This window comes from Apilactobacillus timberlakei (assembly GCF_002993965.1).
In the GTDB taxonomy this organism is placed as follows: domain Bacteria; phylum Bacillota; class Bacilli; order Lactobacillales; family Lactobacillaceae; genus Apilactobacillus; species Apilactobacillus timberlakei.
In genome coordinates this window covers 286,473-305,872 of sequence record NZ_POST01000001.1, presented here as the reverse complement: position 1 = coordinate 305,872, position 19,400 = coordinate 286,473, and the positions used below count along the sequence as shown (strand labels likewise).

Below are 19,400 nucleotides of genomic sequence, written 5' to 3'. Positions count from 1 at the left end.
CCAAATTTAAGTAACAATTTAACTGAGCGTCAGGAAGTCGACGGTTGCTGCGAGTCGATCAGGTTAAATTTGATGAAATACGTTGGATAGTGTCTACCCAAGAACGGAGCTAGAACCGTTACTTTCTAGAGAGTGAGGAATCTTGTTATTGTAGATTCCTAATTTGGGTGGTACCACGGTAAAATAAAAATTAATTCGTCCCTGTTGTTTTAAACAACAGGGACTTTTTTTATGGAAAGAAGAGGTATTAATTATGATTAAAAATAATTGTGGAGGTAATCCTCGATATATAAACGCCGTTTAATTACATAATTTACTGAATAAAAAATAAAGGAGCGTTTATCATGGAAAATGAAAAACCAAAAGTTAGTGTTTTAGAAGGCATTATAGTTTTGTTAATTATGATTGTTATGATGTCATTTGGAGTTATCGGATTGGGAATTTCTCCAGAACTACCCATATTAGTAAGTATTTTGTTATTAGTATTTTGGGCAAAGTTCAGAGGATTTGCATGGGATGATATTGATGAAGGATTTGTTGTAGGAGTTAAAAATGGAATCGTTCCATTATTTATCTTCATTTTAATCGGAAGTTTAATTGCAGTATGGATTGCATCTGGTGTTATTCCTAGCTTAATGGTCTTTGGCTTTCACTTAATTAATGTTAATTGGTTTTTACCATCAATTTTTCTAGTTTGTGCTTTAGTCGGAACTGCAATTGGGAGTGCCTTTACAGTAATTTCTACATTAGGAATTGCCTTTATGGGAATTGGAATTACTATGGGGATGAATCCAGCAATGATTGCAGGGGCTGTTATTTCTGGAGCTGTTTTTGGAGATAAATCTTCACCATTATCTGCAACCGTTAATTTAGCTTCTGCAGTTGCCGGAGCAGATTTAATTGATCATATTAAAAATTTAATGTGGTCTACAATTCCAGCAATGGTTGGTTCATTTATTATTTTTGTATTTTTGAATCATAGTAGCGGATCCGCTAATTTAGGGAATGTTAGCAAAACTGTTGCAACTTTAAATGCCCATTTCAACATTACATTTTGGGCTGTGATTCCAATTGCATTACTTCTAATTTGTGCATGGAGTCATATTCCAACTATTCCAACATTATTTATTAATATCGTAGTTTCTTCAATTTTACTTTTCATTGAACATCCACATTTCGGAATCATTAAATTGAATGATTTAATTTTGAATGGTTTTGTATCTAAAACAGGTAATAAATCAGTTGATGTTTTACTTTCACGTGGTGGAATTAGTTCAATGATGGGAACAATAGCATTGATTATGATTGCTTTAGCCTTTGGTGGTTTATTAATGCACCTTGGCATTATTGATGCAGTAATTACTCCTTTGGCTAAACATTTGAATACTGATGCTAAATTAATTGTTAGTGTAATCTTTACAGCCATCGGTGTTAATATCTTTGTTGGTGAACAATTCTTATCAGAAATTTTACCAGCCAATGCATTTAAAGGAGTCTTTAAAAAAGCAGGTTTAGCTCCTGTCGCATTAAGTAGGGCGTTAGAAGATGGTGGAACAGTAATTAATTACTTAGTACCATGGGGGGTTGCCGGTGCATTTATTTCAGCAACTTTAAACGTGCCAGCAAGTCATTTTGCTCCATTTGTCTTTTTAAGTATTCTTTCACCAGTTTTCTCAATTTTAAGTGCGGTTACTGGAATCAAAATTAAACATATTAAAACAACAAAATAATTAAAAAGGGATAGTTAATTTTTAACTATCCCTTTTTAAGTTGCATTTTATTATATATGCAACTTCATATTTAAAATATGTTTATACAATCATAATATGTTGAAAAATAGTTAAACCTTTTTAAATCAACAGTTTATAAATGATTTAAATATATATATTACAATTACATTAATATTATTTCTGCATGCCTATATTTGTAATTTTATGGAAACTTGATTGTAATGTTTAACCTATAGAATATTTTTTTGTTGCTCAATTACGGGTAAATAATTCGCAATTATATATTTTTTATAGGAGTGTTTAAATCATTACAGAAAGAAATCGTTACTTTTTTTACCTTTTTATCGTGATGCTAGCAATAGTATCAATTTCTATTTATCGTAAATCTACAAATAATATTGCTGATGCCAATACTAATTCTGTAGTTACTGTCAAATCTGGTGATACTTTAGAAAATCTATCAGATAAATATAATATATTTATTTCTATGTTAAAAAGTGCCAATGGTAAATATGATAATAGTCAATTATTACCTGGAGATCATTTATTACTTTTAAATGGAAATAATAAAAATTCTTACTCAAAAGAAAAGAAAAATGTTGCTGATAAACAACAAAAGGCTAAAGAGCAAGACTTGGACGCAAAAGAAAATTATGAAAAGCAATGGAACCAAGCAAATGCTGATGCAAAGGCCTGGATTTCTTTTCATGAATCAACTGATTCATATACAGCACAAAATGGTCAATACTATGGTAGATATCAGTTAGATAGAAACTATTTGGGTGGTAATTATTCACCCGAACATCAAGAGCAGGTAGCTAATCAATATGTATCAGATCGATATGGATCTTGGATTAATGCTAAAGCTCATTGGGTTTCTAATAATTGGTATTAGTGAAAAAACATGTAGAAATTCTACATGTTTTTTTAGTATATATTTTTATTTGTAAAATTAGCTTTCCTGTTTTTATAACTATAATTATGATAATAGTTTCATAAAGTTACATAATAAAAACATTATTACATAAAAGGCTTATTTTTTAACTAGTTTGAAACTTTCATGTAAAAAAATAATTGTACGATGTTCTCAGTTGATTGACGAAGGTTAAGAAACAACAATTGAAAACAAAATATATTTAAGATTTCTTACAGGAGTGATTTTATTTTTAAACCAAACAATATCAAATCAATTTTATTTGCAACTGTTGCCGCTGCCGGATTATTCATTGCAGGTGGCACTGCCGCTAATGCGGATCAAAACACAAATTCTAATTCACAACAAACAGTAACTGTGAAATCTGGTGATTCATTATGGAGCTTATCTCAAAATCATAATGTTTCATTAGATGCTTTGAAGCAAGCTAATCAAAATGTTTCAAATGATACTATTTATGTTGGAGAAAAATTAGTATTACCAAGTACTGCTCAATCAGCAAGTACTAGTGATAATGTGCAAGTACAACCACAACAAGCACAATCTTCACAACAAACTACTAACCAGAATCAATCAACTAATAGTTCTACTAATTCTTCTAGCAGTTCTAATTCTGCTAAAGATTGGATTGCATCTCACGAATCAAGTGGTTCATATGGAGCATCAAATGGACAATACTATGGTAAATACCAAATATCCAAAGCTTCATTAAACGGGGACTATTCTGCAGCTAACCAAGAAAGAACAGCTGATCAATATGTTCAATCACGTTATGGTTCATGGGACAATGCTAAATCTTTCTGGCAACAAAATGGTTGGTATTAATTAGAAATGCCAATTAAAAAAATGCATCGATTAATTTCGATGTATTTTTTATTTTCTATATAATACTTTTTAAAATTACAAATTTTTAATTACCCTAAAGGGGGCTATTTTCAAAAATCAACCCTTATTTATAAAAAATTAATGAATATTATATTTTTTAATCTTATTGTGCTTAATTTTAAAATGTTGATTTAACAGTGTTTTGTTCAACTAGTATGTCTTTATATTACATAAGTAAGACATTATTACGAAAAAACTGATTATTTTAATTTTGATGAGAAGTCTATGTAATGATTAGCATGTACTATATGAAACAGTTAATCAATAGCGATTAACACTTTGGAAAATTATCGAATTACAAGATATAGATTTTTATAGGAGTGAATTATTATTATTAAGTTAAACAATATTAAGTCAATGTTAGTCGTAACTGCAGCTGCTGCAGGTTTATTCATCGCAAGTGCTGGTTCTGCCAATGCTGATCAAACTACAAATACAAACGCAGACCAAACAAAAGTTACTGTTAAGTCTGGTGACACTCTATGGAGTTTAGCTCAACAAAATAATGTTTCATTAGATTCATTAGAACAAGCAAATAACAAAACATCTGATTTTATGATTTATGTTGGTGAACAGCTAACATTACCAAGTAATGCTAGTACAAATAATCAGCAAACTACTCAATCACAATCAGTTCAAGCAAACTCAGCTCAATCTCAACCAGCTCAACAAACACAATCAACAACTACTCAAAATACATCTGCATCAACTGGTGATAACTCAGCTAAAGAATGGATTGCATCTCATGAATCAAGTGGTTCCTATGGTGCATCAAATGGCCAATACTATGGTCGTTACCAACTAGATAAGAGTTATTTAAATGGTGACTATTCTGAAGCAAACCAGGAAAGAGTCGCTAATCAATATGTTCAATCACGTTATGGTTCATGGGAAAATGCTCAATCATTTTGGCAACAAAATGGTTGGTATTAAAATTTAATTTGAACAACCAATTTTAATTACTCATCTGATATTAAGACATGGATTTTTTAATCCATGTCTTTTTTGTAGCTTGTAAATATTAAGATTTGTGCTATTATTATAAATAACAAATACGAAAGACCTTTTAATAGTTGACCAGAGAGTCACCAAGGGTTATAAAATATGGGATATAAGTAGATACTTCTAGACCAACCTTGGGACTTTCTGAATTTTCAGGAAGTCTTTTTTATTTCAATTAAGTTACTCCAGAGAGGGAACATTGGATTTAAGTAACAATACCAGTCCATCTAAAGCACCTTACTCTGTGTAGTAAGGTGCTTTTTTATAATTTTGGAAGGAGTTGTAATGGCTTTAGATATGAATTTTTTAAATATTAATGAATTTTCAAATGATGAAATTAAACAAATGATTTTATTAGCACATAAATTTAGAAATGGTAAGCAAATTAAATTTAAAAAACAAATGTATGCAGCTAATTTATTTTTTGAAAATAGTACTAGAACCCACACCTCATTTGAGATGGCACAGCGTAAATTAGGAATACAAACTTTCAACATTAATCCGCAAACTAGTTCAATGAAGAAAGGTGAATCTTTATCAGACACTATTAAAACACTACAAGCAATTGGAATGGATTGCCTAGTGATTAGACATAAACTTACAGGATGGTATCAAGAATTATCTAAAGATTCTAATATCAACATTTCATTGGTCAATGCTGGTGATGGTAGTGGTCAACATCCTTCACAAAGTTTGTTAGATTTAGTAACTATTGACGATGAATTCCACAAATTTGCTGGATTGAGTATTGGAATTATTGGGGATTTAGTGCATTCAAGAGTTGCTAGATCGGATGCGGAAATTTTGCAAAGACTAGGTGCAAATGTATATTTTGCTGGACCCAAAGCATGGTATCCAAAAGATTTTGATAAATTTGGCACCTATGTAACCATTGATGAAATTATCGATAAGTTAGATGTTGTAATGATGTTAAGGGTGCAACTAGAAAGACTAAATCATGAATTGGTATCAAAATTTACCAATCAAAATTATTTTGAAGATTATGGATTGACTAAACAAAGGGCAGCAAAAATGAAAAAGAAAGCTATTATTATGCATCCAGCACCAGTTAATCGGGATGTTGAAATTGCTTCGCAATTAGTTGAATCATCTAATTCAAGAATTTTTAGACAAATGAACAATGGCGTTTACGCAAGAATGGCAATTCTTACAACTGTATTGAATAAATACTTGGAGGACAAATAATGAAGCTATTAATTAAGCACACAATTTTAAATAATAATTTAGTCGACCTTTTAATTGAAAATGGAGTTATTACTTCAATTTCACCAGAAATTATGGAAGATGATGCTCAAATATTTGATGCCAAACATCATACCATTTTACCAGGATTGGTTGATGTGCATGTTCATTTTAGAGACCCCGGATTAACTTATAAAGAAACAATTGCAACTGGTAGTAAAGCAGCTGCCCATGGTGGATTTACTAGTGTCCTTGTCATGCCTAATGTAAGGCCAGCAATTGATAATCCCGAAGCTTTAAAAGAACAACTTGAAAGAAATAAAAAGAAGAGCTTGATCAATATTTATCAATTTGCTGCCATATCGAGTAATTTAATTGCATATAAAACTGCTGATATTGAAAAGATGGCTAAATTAGGAGCAATTGGATTTACTAATGATGGACATGGCGTTCAAGATGCTGAAACAATGTATCAAGCGATGCTTCAAGCAAAATTAGTGAATAAACCAATTTCTGCCCATGTTGAAGATGATAGTTTAATCAACGGTGGTGTGATGAATGCAGGATCAGCTGCTGACAAATTAGGTTTACCAGGAATGAATCCATTATCAGAAGCTAGTCAGTTAGCACGCGATTTGGTTTTAGCTAAAGCTTCTGGAGTTCACTACCATGTTGCTCATATTTCAACCAAAGAATCAGTGGATTTACTAAGGATTGCTAAAAAAGAAGGAGTAAATGTAACTGCTGAAGTTTCACCTCATCATTTATTATTAGACGATGAAATGATTGAAATGGATAATCCAATGATGAAAATGAATCCACCACTGAGAACACCTACTGATCGAAAAGCATTAATTGGCGGCTTACTAGATGGAACTATTGATATGATAGCAACTGATCATGCTCCACATAGTGAAAAAGAGAAATCTGGATCAATGTTAACTTCTTCATTCGGTATTGTTGGTTTAGAAACAGCTTTTAGTTTAATTTATACGCATTTTGTAAAAAGTGGCTTAGTTGATATGCAAACCTTAATTAATTGGATGAGTAATAATCCAGCACAAAAATTTAATATTAATGCTGGCGTAATAAAAGTAGGGGCACCAGCTGACTTAACCATTATGGACTTAGTACATCCGTATAAGATTGATGCTAAAAACTTTTTATCCAAAGGTAAAAATTCACCATTCATTGGTGAAAAAGTCTATGGAAAAACAATGGCAACTTTTGTAGCAGGTAAATTAGTTTATCAAAATGGGGGTAATTACTAATGAAACGTTACTTGGTATTGAAAAATGGATCTATTTATAAAGGTAATGGATTCGGTTCTAAAAAAATGGTTCATGGAGAGCTAGTTTTTTCTACAGGGATGACAGGTTATCAAGAAAGTATGACGGATGCTAGTTATGATGGTCAGATGTTGGTATTTACTTATCCATTGATTGGTAATTATGGTATTAATCAAGATGATATGGAAAGCTTACACCCAGCAGTAAATGCAATTATTGTGAAAGAAATTGCCCGTCTTACTGGTAATTGGCGAAGCAAGATGACATTGCAACAATATGCTGAAAGGGAAGATTTACCAGGAATTTCAGGAATTGATACTCGGGCATTATCAAAAGAATTAAGATTGTATGGATCAATGGAAGCAATTATAGTAGATAGCTTAGACAAGAAAGTTATCAATGATGCCTTTAAAAGTCCATTAGCAAGTTCATCTGCTCAATTAGCATCTACTAATAGTATCTATCAAGCTCCCAATAGTGGATTACGAGTTGCGATGATAGATTTTGGCTTGAAAGATTCGATTTTAAGAGCCTTAGCTAAACGAAATGTCAACGTCATTGTTTTTCCTTCTGATACTAGCGCTGAAGAGATTATGAAAGTTGATCCTGATGGATTGTTGCTATCAAATGGTCCTGGAAATCCAGAAAATATTGCATATGCTTTGCCAACAATTAAATCATTAGAACAGCAATTACCAGTTTTAGGAATTTGTATGGGTCATCAGTTATTTGCTCTAGCCAATGGAGCCAAAACATACAAAATGAAATTTGGCCATCGTGGATTTAATCATGCTGTAAAAGATGAAAAGCAGATTAGGACTAACTTTACCTCGCAAAATCATGGTTATGCGGTTGATGAATCATCATTAAAAGGTACTGATTTAGAAGTGACACAAAGAGAAATTAATGACGGGACTGTTGAAGGACTAAAATTAAAACATCTTCCAGTATTTTCTGTTCAATATCATCCAGATGCTTCTCCAGGACCACACGATGCAGAATATGTATTTGATGAGTTTATTGATGCAATGAATGCAAATCAGAAAGTGGGGAATAAATAATGCCAAAACGTACAGATATTAAGAAAATTTTAGTGATTGGTTCAGGCCCAATTGTGATTGGACAAGCTGCTGAATTTGATTATTCTGGTTCACAGGCATGTCTATCATTAAAAGAAGAGGGTTATCAAGTAATCTTGATTAATTCTAATCCAGCTACAATTATGACTGATACCGAAATTGCCGATAAAGTTTTTATTGAACCAATAACCGTTGACTTTGTTAGCAAAATCATCCGCCAAGAATTACCGGATGCTATCCTACCAACATTGGGAGGGCAGACAGGTCTAAATATGGCTAAAGAATTGTCTGATTCGGGAATTTTAAAAGAATTTAATGTTGAATTGCTAGGWACCAAATTAGATTCAATCGAAGAGGCTGAAGATCGCGAAAGATTTAAAGAATTGATGCTTGAAATTTCAGAGCCGGTTCCAGAATCAAAGACGGTAAATAGTATGGATGAGGCAGTCAACTTTGCTAACAAAATTGGTTTTCCACTTGTAATTAGACCTGCTTATACTTTAGGCGGCACTGGTGGCGGTTTTGCATATGATTTAGATGAATTTAAAGAAATTGCTCATAATGGACTGAGATTATCACCTATTAATCAGATCTTAGTAGAACGTTCAATTATGGGATACAAAGAAATTGAAATGGAAGTTATGCGCGACCATAAAGACAACGCCATGATTGTTTGTTCAATGGAGAATGTAGACCCTGTTGGTATTCACACTGGTGATTCAATTGTGACTTCACCAGTTCAAACTCTATCTGATCGTGAATATGAAATGATGCGTGATGCCGCCTTGAAAATAATTCGGAATTTACATATTGAAGGCGGATGTAATGTTCAAATGGCAATAAGTGAAAATAGCATGCAATATTACATTATTGAAGTTAATCCTAGGGTATCTCGATCATCTGCGTTAGCTTCTAAGGCAACAGGTTATCCGATTGCCAAATTGGCCGCTAAGATTGCAGTTGGTTTAAATCTAGATGAGATTAAAAATCCAATTACTCAAACAACGTTAGCACAATTTGAACCAGCTCTAGATTATGTAGTCACTAAAATTCCACGTTGGCCATTTGATAAATTTACTAGTGCTGATAACCACCTAGGCACTCAGATGAAAGCCACCGGTGAAGTTATGGCCATTGGTAGAACTTTTGAAGAATCTATATTAAAAGCTATTCGATCACTAGAAATTGGTAAAACCTATTTCGATAATGAAGATTACAAAAAGATATCCACAAATGATTTAATAGCTAACTTAATGCCGGCTACTGATGATCGGATCTTTTCAATAGCAGAATTAATTCGTCGAAATATCAAAATTGAAAAGATATCAGAAATAACTAAAATTAATATTTTCTTCTTAGACAAAATTAAACATATTATTGAAATTGAAAATGCATTAAAGAAAAATCAATCCATTGAACTATTAGAAACAGCCAAACAATATGGCTTTAACGATACCGAAATATCTAAATTATGGCAGCAAAGTGAAAATGAAATTCGTGATTTAAGGAAACAACACAACATTACTCCTGTTTATAAAATGGTTGATACTTCAGCGGGCGAATTCGAATCATACACTCCTTATTACTACTCAACTTATGAACAAGAAAATGAATCAATCAAAACCAATCAACCATCAGTATTAGTTTTAGGATCTGGACCCATTAGAATTGGTCAGGGGGTTGAATTTGACTATGCAACTGTTCATGGAGTACAAACCATTCAGAAATTAGGATATGAAGCCATTATTATGAATTCTAATCCCGAGACTGTCTCGACTGATTTTTCGATTTCAGATAAATTATATTTTGAGCCATTAACTTTAGAGGATGTATTAAATGTAATAGATTTGGAAAAACCAGAAGGCGTCATCTTACAATTTGGTGGTCAAACAGCAATTAACTTAGCTGAAGCCTTGCATAAAAGAGGTGTAAAAATATTAGGGACCACCGTTGATGATATTAATCGTGCTGAAGATCGTCACCAATTTGATGAAGTTATTAAGCAATTAAATTTACCACAACCCAAGGGTGATACAGCCACTGACACAAAGGAATCTGTAAAAATTGCTAATCGAATTGGGTATCCCGTTATGATTAGGCCATCGTATGTATTAGGTGGAAAAGCAATGGAAATTGTGAATAACAATGATGAGTTAAATCACTATATGCAAAATGCAGTGAAGGTTTCTAATGATCATCCAGTGCTAATTGACTCCTACTTACTAGGTTCAGAAGCAGAAGTTGATGTGATTTCTGACGGTGAAACAGTAGTTATTCCTGGAATCTTAGAACATGTTGAAAGAGCAGGAGTACACTCTGGAGATTCAATGGGCGTTTATCCACCACAACAAATGCATCAAAGTGTACAAAAACAAATTGAAGATGATGCGATTAAGTTAGCGAAAGCTTTAAACACTAAAGGTTTAATGAATGTTCAATTTGTCATTAAAGATGGTAAAGCATATGTCATTGAAGTTAATCCACGTGCCTCTAGAACAGTGCCTTTTATGTCTAAGGTGACTAAGGTGCCAATGACTCAATTAGCAACTAAAGTGATGCTCAATCACAAACTTTCAGAAATGGGATATGAAACCGGTCTAGTTAAGAAGGCTAAAAGGATTAGCGTTAAATCACCAGTATTTAGTTTTTCTAAATTGCCATTGGTAGATAATACTTTAGGACCAGAAATGAAATCAACCGGTGAAGCGATGGGATCAGATAAGAGCTTTTCTAAAGCCTTATATAAATCATTTATTGCTTCAGGTATTCAAGTGCCAAATACGGGGACTATCTTATTTACGGTAGCTGATGAAGATAAAGCAACGGCTTTGAATTTGGCAAAACGTTTTCGCCATTTAGGTTTTCAAATTGAGGCCACTAAAAATACTCAAGAATATTTTGCAAAAGGTGGCCTAAAAACTAAATGTGTTGGAAAAGTTGCTAACAAAGATGCGATTAATCCAGTAACTGAATTATATAAGCATCACTTACAATTAGTTGTTAATACGATTGATAATTCGAATACTACATTTGATGATGAAGCTAAAATTAGAGGGGCTGCAATTGAAAGTTCAGTACCATTATTTACAGCCTTAGATACAGTAGCATCACTGTTGACAGTACTCGAAGCACAAGCATTTGACGTAACTGCGCTACAATAGGAGGAATTATTTATATGACTGTTGATTTATCATCTAAAATTCAAAATACTCAATTTAAAAATCTTTTCTTAAATGCATCTGGCATTCATTGTCAAAGTAAAAAAGAGCTAGAAGAATTAATGAATGATCATTATTCTGGTGGATTAGTAACCAAGAGTGCAACACCAAACAGTCGCTTTGGTAATCCGTTACCTCGTTATCATTCACTACCAGCTGGCTCAATTAATTCGATGGGTTTACCTAATGAAGGATTTCAATTTTATTTAGACTATGTAACTCATTCAAACATCCAAAAACCAACTATTTTATCAATAGCTGGGATGTCCAAAGAAGAAGATTTAGAACTATTACATCAAATTCAAGATTCCAAATATCAAGGATTAACCGAATTGAATCTTTCTTGCCCTAATGTAATTGGTAAACCACAAATGGCCTATGATTTTGCAAGTTCCAATCAAATGTTAAAAGAGATTTTTGCATTTTTCAAAAAGCCTTTAGGAATTAAATTGCCACCATACTTCGATTTAGTACATTTCGATAAAATTGCTAAAATATTAAATCAGTATCCGCTTAGTCATGTTAATACCATTAACTCGATTGGAAACGGGATGTGGGTTGATATTGAAAGCGAAAGCACAGTATTAAAACCAAAAGGTGGTTTTGGTGGTGTAGGTGGGGCCATTGCTTTACCTACAGCATTAGCTAATGTTCGGGCATTACGCCAACGATTAAATTCATCAATTAACATTATTGGAACTGGTGGTGTTACCACTGGACAAGATGCTTTTGCTCATATTTTATGTGGCGCAGATATGGTTTCAATTGGTACGCAGTTATATGAAGAGGGGCTTGGAGCCTTTCAACGTATCAATAATGAATTAATTGAAATAATGAAAGCCAAAGGATATCATTCATTAGATGATTTTAGGGGAAAATTAAAGGAACAATAAAAAATAAAGCGTTGAGAATATTTCTCAACGCTTTATTTTTATAAATTTTTTTTCATTGTATTAAAAACGCTTATTTCCCCATCACTAGCATGTTTTTGATAAAACTCAATTAACATTTGAATTACTGATTGATCATAAGTCATACAATTAATATGTTTAACTATCTGTAAGTCTTTATATGTTTCGTTTGTTATATTCATTTTTTCCATTTATATAATACAACCTTTTAATATGATTTATGTCTATTGGTAACCTAACCAAACTTAAAAATTATATCATATTATATTGATTATAAATAATAATATGCTTAACTAATCAATACTATCAACTAATACATAATTAACCTTTCTTAATGCCATTAGATCTTTACCACCAGCATATGAAATCGCTGATTGAAGATCTTCTTGCATTTCAGTAAGGGTATCGTTAATTTTGCCACGATATGGAATCAGTAATTGACGTCCTTCAACATTGTGACGAGCACCTTTTTGTTTAGCAGATGCAGATCCCCAATATTGTTTGAACTTTTTACCATCTTTTTCCACAATTTCACCAGGAGATTCTAAATGACCAGCAAACATAGAACCAATCATAATCATAGAAGCACCGAATTTAATGGATTTAGCTAAGTCGCCGTTAGTTCTAATTCCACCATCAGCAATCATTGGTTTAGTTGCAACTTTTGAACACCATTTAAGAGCAGATAATTGCCAACCACCGGTACCAAAACCAGTTTTGTATTTAGTGATACATGCTTTACCTGGGCCAATACCAATCTTAGTTGCATCAGCACCAGCTCGTTCAATTTCACGCACAGCATCGGGGGTACCTAAGTTGCCTACGATTAAGAATGTTTCAGGTAAATTATCTTTAATATAGTGAATCATTTTGATAACAAAATCTGAATGCCCATGGGCAACATCAATTGTGATGTATTCAGGACTTTCTTTAGCCTCCTTTAATTCATCAATAAAGTCATATTCGGAATCTTTGATTCCCACACTAATTGAAGCAAATAAGTTTTTTCGATGCATGCTTTTTACAAAATCTAAACGTTCTGCTGGTTGAAAACGATGCATTACATAAAAATAATCGTTGCTTGCTAACCAAGTAGCTAAATTCTCATCAATAACAGTTTGCATATTAGCGGGTACTACCGGTAGTTTGAAAGCATGAGGGCCAAATTTAATGGTTGTATCAGCTTCTTTACGACTCTTAATGATGCATTTTTCTGGTAATAGTTGAACATTATTATAATCAAAAGTTTGCATATTTTTTACCTCACTTCTTCAGCTTCATTTTCTTCCCAGACATTTTTTAAAATGTTTGTGGACTTACGATCAGGGCCAACGGCAAAAGTACATAGATTAACGCCGACTAGTTCCGCAACTCGTTTTAAATAATTTTTAGCATTTTCAGGTAGTTCATCAACTGTTTTACATTGCGTAATGTCTTCATCCCATCCCGGCATTTCTTCATAGATAGGTTTACATTTATCTAAGATATCTAAATTAGCAGGATAATAATTTAAAACTTTGCCTTCATATTCATAGGCAGTACATACAGGAACAGTTTTAAATCCAGATAATACATCTAAACAATTCAATGAAAGGTGAGTAAAACCAGAAATTCTAGCAGCATGTTTTAACACCACTGTATCTAACCAACCAATTCTACGGGGCCTTTTAGTAACCACTCCATATTCGTGGGCGACATCTCTGATATGATCACCTTTTTTATCAAAAAGTTCAGTAGGAAAAGGACCTTCACCAACACGGGAAGTATATGCTTTACATACTCCGACAATAGAATCAATTCGATTAGGACCAATTCCAGTTCCAATAGCTGCATTTCCAGCAATTGGATTCGATGATGTAACGAATGGATAAGTGCCTTGGTCAATGTCTAGCATTGAACCTTGCGCACCTTCAAATAAAACTTTTTTACCTTGATCTAAATATTCATTGATTAACAATGAAGTATCACAAACATAAGGTTTAATTTTTTGTCCCATTGCATAATATTCGTTAAAAATTTCATTAAAATCAAAAGGTTCTAAATCATACATTTTGTCTAAAATATTATTTTTGATGTCTAGGACTTGATGTAATTTTCTTGCAAAAGTTTCTTTATTAATTAGGTCCGCTATGCGAATACCAATTCGCTCTAACTTATCCATGTAAGCAGGACCAATTCCTTTATGGGTAGTGCCTAACTTAACTTTTTTAGCTTTTTCTTGTAATTTATCAAATAAAATGTGGTATGGCATGATGACTTGAGCTCTGGAAGAGATTCTTAAGCCTTCATAACTCAAACCGTTTTCTTTTAAATAGTTCATTTCTTGAAGCAATGTTTTTGGATTAACGACTACGCCATTTCCAATCACACTTAGTTTGTCAGAGTAGAAGATTCCAGATGGAATAAGTTGACAATGAAATTTTTTACCATCGATTACGATGGTGTGTCCAGCATTGTCACCACCAGAATATCTAACAATCATGTTAGCGTCTTGACTTAAAAAGTCAGTAATTTTTCCCTTTCCTTCGTCTCCCCATTGACTACCTACGATTACGATTGATGACATAAAGTCCACCTCAAATTTTTAAGTATAGTTAGTTTTATAGTTTATAATTTAACTAGAGTATTAAATAACACTCCAAGAAAGAATTTTAACAGTTTATAAAAATAAATCAAGAACTATATTATAAAAATGCCATAAAATGTTTCGTGTTTTATAATTTAAAGAACGATAATTAATATAAAATATAAAAGATAATATGAAAACACGAACTATATGTGCTAAAATGTATATATTCAATGATTTTGATTAAGGAGTTGGCATTAATGATTGGTCGTTATACAAGAGAAAAAATGGGATCAGTTTGGTCTAAGCATAATCAATATGTTTCGTGGTTAGAAGTAGAAATTGCAGTTGATGAGGCATGGGCTAAATTAGGTGAGATTCCAGAAGACGATGTAAGAAAAATTCGTGAAAATGCTACATTTGATGAAAAAGAAATTGCTAAAATTGAAGCAATTACTCATCATGATGTGGTTGCATTTACTCGTGATGTTTCAAAATCATTAGGACCAGAAAAGAAATGGATTCATTTTGGTATGACTAGTACCGATATAGTTGACACGGCGCAAGGATATCGATTAAAACAAGCTAATAAAATTTTAAAACAAGATCTTGAAGAATTAACGAATACTATTGCTAAAAAAGCGCTTAAATATAAAGATACTGTAATGATGGGACGTACCCATGGAGTACAAGCTGAGCCAACTACTTTTGGTTTGAAAATTGCCCGCTGGTATTCAGAAATGAAACGTAATATGAAACGTTTTGAAATCGCCGCAAATGAAGTTGAAGCAGGTAAGATCTCTGGAGCAGTTGGTACATTTGCGAATGTAGATCCATTTGTTGAAAAGTATGTATGTAATAAGTTAGGGATTCGTCCACAAGAAATTACTAGTCAAATTTTACCCCGTGATTTACATGCTGATTACATTGCATGTTTAGGTTTAATTGCTACTAGTCTTGAAGAATTTGCAACTGAAATTCGTAGTTTACAACGTTCTGAAATTCATGAAGTTGAAGAACACTTTGCCAAGGGGCAGAAGGGATCTTCTGCAATGCCTCATAAAAGAAATCCAATTGGTTCTGAAAATATTTGTGGATTAGCTCGAGTAGTTCGTGGACATATTATGACTGCATATGAAGATATTCCATTATGGCACGAAAGAGATATTTCGCATTCGTCTGCTGAAAGAATTATCTTACCTGATACTACAATTTTGCTAGACTATATGTTGCATCGTTTTAACAAGATAGTTGATAGTCTAGATGTATTTCCAGACAAAATGAAGAAGAATTTAAATGCTACTAATGGTTTGATTTATTCACAAAGGGTAATGCTTAAATTAATTGATTCAGGGATGTCACGTGAAAGTGCTTATGATTTAGTACAGCCATTGACTGCCATTTCATGGGATGAAGATAAGCAATTTAAACCATTGGTTGAGAACAATGCAACAATTAAAGAACATTTGTCTACCTCTGATATCGAAGATGCTTTTGATTATCATTATCATATTCGTCGAGTTGATAATATTTTTAAACGCATTGGATTGTTAAAATAATTAATAAGTAAAGGCGTATCTAAAACCATATAGGTACGTCTTTTTTATATTTTGAGCTAAATAATTATTGAAAGCAGCTTTAAATGTTATTATATATTTAAATAAAGTACTAAGTGGTGAATTTTAAATGAGTAAACAGATTTTAAAAAAATCATTAATTTCTTTATCATTAGCTGCATCGTTTACAGGATTGTCATATTTAACAACTTCTAACGTTCATGCGATGAACATTGGTGTTCCTAGAGGCGATTTTGATACAATGCAAGCAATTAGAGTTGCCCTAGATAATAAAGCAGATACAATTACTTTAACTAATCATCAAATTATTTATAGAAATGCGAATGGAGAAAAAGTAGTTAATTTAGGTGATAATAGCAATTATTATTATAATTTGTATGCAACTCAGATTAATCAAATTCTTAATAAAATGAAGTCTTTAGGAATTAATAGCGTGACAGCTACGCCAACAAGAACATATGTTACTAATAGTGGAGAAAATATTAATGTATATCCCTATAGTGAATCAATTGCTCCAGTAACCCCAAATAATAATAAACCTAATGAAAATAATGGGCATAATAATAGTGAACATAATCCCGCTAATGAAAATAATGAACATAAGGCGAGTCGACGCCCTGCTAAAAAGCATCAAGTTACAGTTAAATCTATCAAAAAACAAACTAATATTATTGATAGAAAATTGCATAACAAGAAGCTTAGCAAAAATGTTCGTCAGAATTTATTGATGCAAAGAAAAGATTTAAAGGCACAGTCACAATCAGTTACGACCATTAATAGAGTTAACTATCGACTAGCCCACAAACATTTAAGTAAGCGAGTTCGTCATAACTTAACTAACTATAAACATAATTTGATTCAACAAGTAAATAATTTCACGCTAATTAATCAAATTGATGGAAGATTAGGTCATCGTAAGTTGAGTTTCACATTGCGTAACAACTTAAGAGGGGCCCGTAATGATTTAATTAAACAAAATACAATTATATCTAGAATTGATAAAATCAATACTAGATTAGAGTATAAAAATATAAATCATAAAACTAGAAAGCAATTAAACTTAGAAAAAAATAAATTAAATAAAATTTTCAGAATATATAAGAAATTAGATTCTTTAAATAATAAACTTATTAATAAACATCTAAGTAAGTATGAACATAATAAATTAAATCAACAAGTTAAAAAATTGCATCATCAAATTATTAAACTAAATAAATAAAAAACGGAGAATTTATATTCTCCGTTTTTTATTATCTACATATAAGTACCAGTGAAATCATGTACTTTTTGTTTATAATTTACTGGATTAGTCCAGAAACTTTCTTCATGTCCAGCACCTGGAACAATCCACAATTGTTTTGGTCCCTTAGATGCATGATAATTTTCATAAGACATATAGGTGGGAACATATATGTCTTTATCACCATGAATAAATAAAATAGGTCGTTTATTCTTTTTTAATGCGTTGGTGCATGAAGCATTATGCAAACGATAGCCCACACGATGCCAATTAATGGCACTCACTAGTGGTTCAAAAGGATATGCAGGTAAATTAAAACGTTCTCTGAGTAGATAATTAAATTCATCGCCAACATTTGTATATCCACAATCAGCAATGATGGATTTTACCTGTGAAGGTAAATCTTCACCACTTAACATTGTGACAATCCCAGCACCCATACTAATTCCATACAATAGAATTTCAGTGTCTAGGCCTACTTTATATAAAACCATGTTAATCCAACGCTTATAATCAACCCGATCGGTCCAACCATAACTCACATATTTACCATCACTATCACCATGTGCACGGTCATCAGGTGCTAATACGTTAAAACCTAAATCATGAAACATTTTTATGAAATTAGCCATTGTTTCCCGATTGCATGCGACACCATGAGCCATTATAACGGTTTTATTAGTTTTGTTTAAAGCGGGAATATACGAAGCCACCATTTTTTCGCCAGTTTCTTCTTCGTTTAAAATCCATTCATCCTTTGGGATGGCGTGAAACCAATCTACATATCGATAGTATTCATAAGCAAATTTTAATTGATTGTTTTGAGGAATTGGATCAGCGTCTCTGCGACTCATACCTAATTTAAATAAATATTCACTGAAAGTAAAAACACCAACACCAACGGTTGCCGATAACATGCCAATTGTAGCGGCAGCTTTTTTTAAGCTCATTGTTCTTCCTCCTTATTAATTAATCTGTCAAATAAATATCTCTTAATTGTTTAATTTCTTGATTGGATAATCCAATAAAATCATGTAAGAAATTATCGATATTACCATATTCTTTTTTGATCATATCCATTGCGGCATCAAAATATTTTTCATCAACACTATATAAATTAGATAAATTATTTTTCAATATATCATTCATACCATATGCTGAATATTCATTAATCTTTAATCGTACGTATGGTTTCATTTGTTCTTTGGATATTAGGTAATCTTGTCTAATATTATTTTCGCTGACTCCTAAAGCAAATAGGATAAATGCAGCTGATAGTCCTGTTCGATCCTTACCTTGAGCACAATGAAATAAAACGGATGAATCGTCTTGATTATTTTGAAGTAAAATATTAAATAAATTTCTAAAAGCTTTTTTAGCACTAACTTCTGTAACCATACTTTGATAAGACAAAATCATATTTTCAGTACCTAAATTTGGGTTGATACTATATTGTTTAGCATATTCTTCATCTGTTTTGTCATGGCCAGTATTGAAGACAGGGTTAGGAATAAAAGTAGTTTTAGGAAGCATTTTATCTGCAGCATTTTTACGTTCTAAATCTGAACGTAAATCAACATCATATTTAACTCCATAGTTAGTTAAGTATTCTTGATCTACTTTGGATAATTCCGATAATTCACCGGAACGAATTAATTTATTCCATTTGATAGTTCTGCCATCTTTAGTGGGGTAGCCACCTAATTCTCTGAAGTTATAACCATCTTTAACATCTAAAAGTCTTTTATTATTCATCTTATCCCTCA

At 32.2% G+C, this 19,400-nt stretch carries 16 protein-coding genes; 11 read left to right on the top strand and 5 right to left on the bottom strand.

Going from position 1 to position 19,400, the window contains the following annotated elements:
• The first annotated feature begins 344 nt into the window (after positions 1–344).
• The 9 genes from C7N71_RS01565 to C7N71_RS01525 all read left to right on the top strand — a co-directional run bounded on the left by C7N71_RS01565 (position 345) and on the right by C7N71_RS01525 (position 12,233).
• Positions 345–1,730, top strand: coding sequence for a Na+/H+ antiporter NhaC family protein (locus C7N71_RS01565; RefSeq protein WP_105987430.1), 1,386 nt, complete (start codon positions 345–347; stop codon positions 1,728–1,730).
• Between the two features lie 349 nt (positions 1,731–2,079).
• Complete coding sequence (locus tag C7N71_RS01560) at positions 2,080–2,625, top strand: LysM peptidoglycan-binding domain-containing protein (protein ID WP_105987429.1); 546 nt, start codon at positions 2,080–2,082, stop codon at positions 2,623–2,625.
• A 237-nt stretch (positions 2,626–2,862) separates the two neighbouring features.
• Positions 2,863–3,489: an aggregation-promoting factor gene (gene apf, locus C7N71_RS01555; RefSeq protein ID WP_455423359.1), complete on the top strand. Its 627-nt coding sequence runs from the start codon at positions 2,863–2,865 to the stop codon at positions 3,487–3,489.
• Between the two features lie 417 nt (positions 3,490–3,906).
• On the top strand, positions 3,907–4,482 hold the full coding sequence (apf, locus tag C7N71_RS01550; protein ID WP_105987427.1) for an aggregation-promoting factor: 576 nt from the start codon (positions 3,907–3,909) through the stop codon (positions 4,480–4,482).
• Positions 4,483–4,836: 354 nt separating this feature from the next.
• Positions 4,837–5,757, top strand: coding sequence for an aspartate carbamoyltransferase catalytic subunit (locus C7N71_RS01545; RefSeq protein ID WP_105987426.1), 921 nt, complete (start codon positions 4,837–4,839; stop codon positions 5,755–5,757).
• The gene (locus tag C7N71_RS01540; RefSeq protein WP_105987425.1) at positions 5,757–7,025 is read left to right on the top strand and encodes a dihydroorotase; all 1,269 of its coding nucleotides are present in this window, start codon (positions 5,757–5,759) and stop codon (positions 7,023–7,025) included. Before C7N71_RS01545 ends, C7N71_RS01540 begins: the two co-directional genes overlap by 1 nt.
• Positions 7,025–8,104: a carbamoyl phosphate synthase small subunit gene (locus C7N71_RS01535; RefSeq protein WP_105987424.1), complete on the top strand. Its 1,080-nt coding sequence runs from the start codon at positions 7,025–7,027 to the stop codon at positions 8,102–8,104. The genes C7N71_RS01540 and C7N71_RS01535 overlap by 1 nt, the downstream gene beginning before the upstream one ends.
• Complete coding sequence (gene carB / locus C7N71_RS01530; RefSeq protein WP_105987423.1) at positions 8,104–11,283, top strand: carbamoyl-phosphate synthase large subunit; 3,180 nt, start codon at positions 8,104–8,106, stop codon at positions 11,281–11,283. The genes C7N71_RS01535 and carB overlap by 1 nt, the downstream gene beginning before the upstream one ends.
• Before the next feature lie 14 nt (positions 11,284–11,297).
• The gene (locus C7N71_RS01525; RefSeq protein ID WP_105987422.1) at positions 11,298–12,233 is read left to right on the top strand and encodes a dihydroorotate oxidase; all 936 of its coding nucleotides are present in this window, start codon (positions 11,298–11,300) and stop codon (positions 12,231–12,233) included.
• A 38-nt stretch (positions 12,234–12,271) separates the two neighbouring features.
• Here C7N71_RS01525 and C7N71_RS08030 read toward each other — a convergent pair whose 3' ends face one another.
• The 3 genes from C7N71_RS08030 to C7N71_RS01515 all read right to left on the bottom strand — a co-directional run bounded on the left by C7N71_RS08030 (position 12,272) and on the right by C7N71_RS01515 (position 14,817).
• Complete coding sequence (locus C7N71_RS08030) at positions 12,272–12,433, bottom strand: hypothetical protein (RefSeq protein WP_181399193.1); 162 nt, start codon at positions 12,431–12,433, stop codon at positions 12,272–12,274.
• Between the two features lie 111 nt (positions 12,434–12,544).
• On the bottom strand, positions 12,545–13,504 hold the full coding sequence (locus tag C7N71_RS01520; RefSeq protein ID WP_105987421.1) for a GMP reductase: 960 nt from the start codon (positions 13,502–13,504) through the stop codon (positions 12,545–12,547).
• A gap of 5 nt (positions 13,505–13,509) precedes the next feature.
• Positions 13,510–14,817 carry an adenylosuccinate synthase gene (locus tag C7N71_RS01515; RefSeq protein ID WP_105987420.1) on the bottom strand — a complete coding sequence of 436 codons (1,308 nt, stop codon included), beginning with the start codon at positions 14,815–14,817 and terminating at the stop codon, positions 13,510–13,512.
• 260 nt (positions 14,818–15,077) lie between these two features.
• On the opposite strand from C7N71_RS01515, the gene purB reads away from it, so the two are divergent.
• Together purB and C7N71_RS01505 are read left to right on the top strand one after the other, a co-directional pair.
• Positions 15,078–16,376, top strand: a complete 1,299-nt coding sequence (purB, locus tag C7N71_RS01510) for an adenylosuccinate lyase (protein WP_105987419.1) — start codon at positions 15,078–15,080, stop codon at positions 16,374–16,376.
• 127 nt (positions 16,377–16,503) lie between these two features.
• A complete protein-coding gene (locus tag C7N71_RS01505; RefSeq protein ID WP_105987418.1) occupies positions 16,504–17,613 on the top strand; it encodes a hypothetical protein in 1,110 nt (369 codons plus the stop codon).
• Positions 17,614–17,648: 35 nt separating this feature from the next.
• Here C7N71_RS01505 and C7N71_RS01500 read toward each other — a convergent pair whose 3' ends face one another.
• Together C7N71_RS01500 and C7N71_RS01495 are read right to left on the bottom strand one after the other, a co-directional pair.
• Positions 17,649–18,584: an alpha/beta hydrolase gene (locus C7N71_RS01500; RefSeq protein ID WP_105987417.1), complete on the bottom strand. Its 936-nt coding sequence runs from the start codon at positions 18,582–18,584 to the stop codon at positions 17,649–17,651.
• 19 nt (positions 18,585–18,603) lie between these two features.
• Complete coding sequence (locus C7N71_RS01495; RefSeq protein WP_157944336.1) at positions 18,604–19,389, bottom strand: tyrosine-protein phosphatase; 786 nt, start codon at positions 19,387–19,389, stop codon at positions 18,604–18,606.
• Positions 19,390–19,400 lie beyond the last annotated feature (11 nt).

Bases quoted from the DNA above. Each gene is read 5' to 3' on its own strand.
- C7N71_RS01565 (WP_105987430.1), top strand. From the start codon at position 345: ATGGAAAATGAAAAACCAAAAGTTAGTGTTTTAGAAGGCATTATAGTT.
- C7N71_RS01560 (WP_105987429.1), top strand. From the start codon at position 2,080: ATGCTAGCAATAGTATCAATTTCTATTTATCGTAAATCTACAAATAAT.
- apf (WP_105987427.1), top strand. From the start codon at position 3,907: ATGTTAGTCGTAACTGCAGCTGCTGCAGGTTTATTCATCGCAAGTGCT.
- C7N71_RS01545 (WP_105987426.1), top strand. From the start codon at position 4,837: ATGGCTTTAGATATGAATTTTTTAAATATTAATGAATTTTCAAATGAT.
- C7N71_RS01540 (WP_105987425.1), top strand. From the start codon at position 5,757: ATGAAGCTATTAATTAAGCACACAATTTTAAATAATAATTTAGTCGAC.
- C7N71_RS01535 (WP_105987424.1), top strand. From the start codon at position 7,025: ATGAAACGTTACTTGGTATTGAAAAATGGATCTATTTATAAAGGTAAT.
- C7N71_RS01525 (WP_105987422.1), top strand. From the start codon at position 11,298: ATGACTGTTGATTTATCATCTAAAATTCAAAATACTCAATTTAAAAAT.
- C7N71_RS08030 (WP_181399193.1), bottom strand. From the start codon at position 12,433: ATGAATATAACAAACGAAACATATAAAGACTTACAGATAGTTAAACAT.
- C7N71_RS01520 (WP_105987421.1), bottom strand. From the start codon at position 13,504: ATGCAAACTTTTGATTATAATAATGTTCAACTATTACCAGAAAAATGC.
- C7N71_RS01515 (WP_105987420.1), bottom strand. From the start codon at position 14,817: ATGTCATCAATCGTAATCGTAGGTAGTCAATGGGGAGACGAAGGAAAG.
- purB (WP_105987419.1), top strand. From the start codon at position 15,078: ATGATTGGTCGTTATACAAGAGAAAAAATGGGATCAGTTTGGTCTAAG.
- C7N71_RS01505 (WP_105987418.1), top strand. From the start codon at position 16,504: ATGAGTAAACAGATTTTAAAAAAATCATTAATTTCTTTATCATTAGCT.
- C7N71_RS01500 (WP_105987417.1), bottom strand. From the start codon at position 18,584: ATGAGCTTAAAAAAAGCTGCCGCTACAATTGGCATGTTATCGGCAACC.
- C7N71_RS01495 (WP_157944336.1), bottom strand. From the start codon at position 19,389: ATGAATAATAAAAGACTTTTAGATGTTAAAGATGGTTATAACTTCAGA.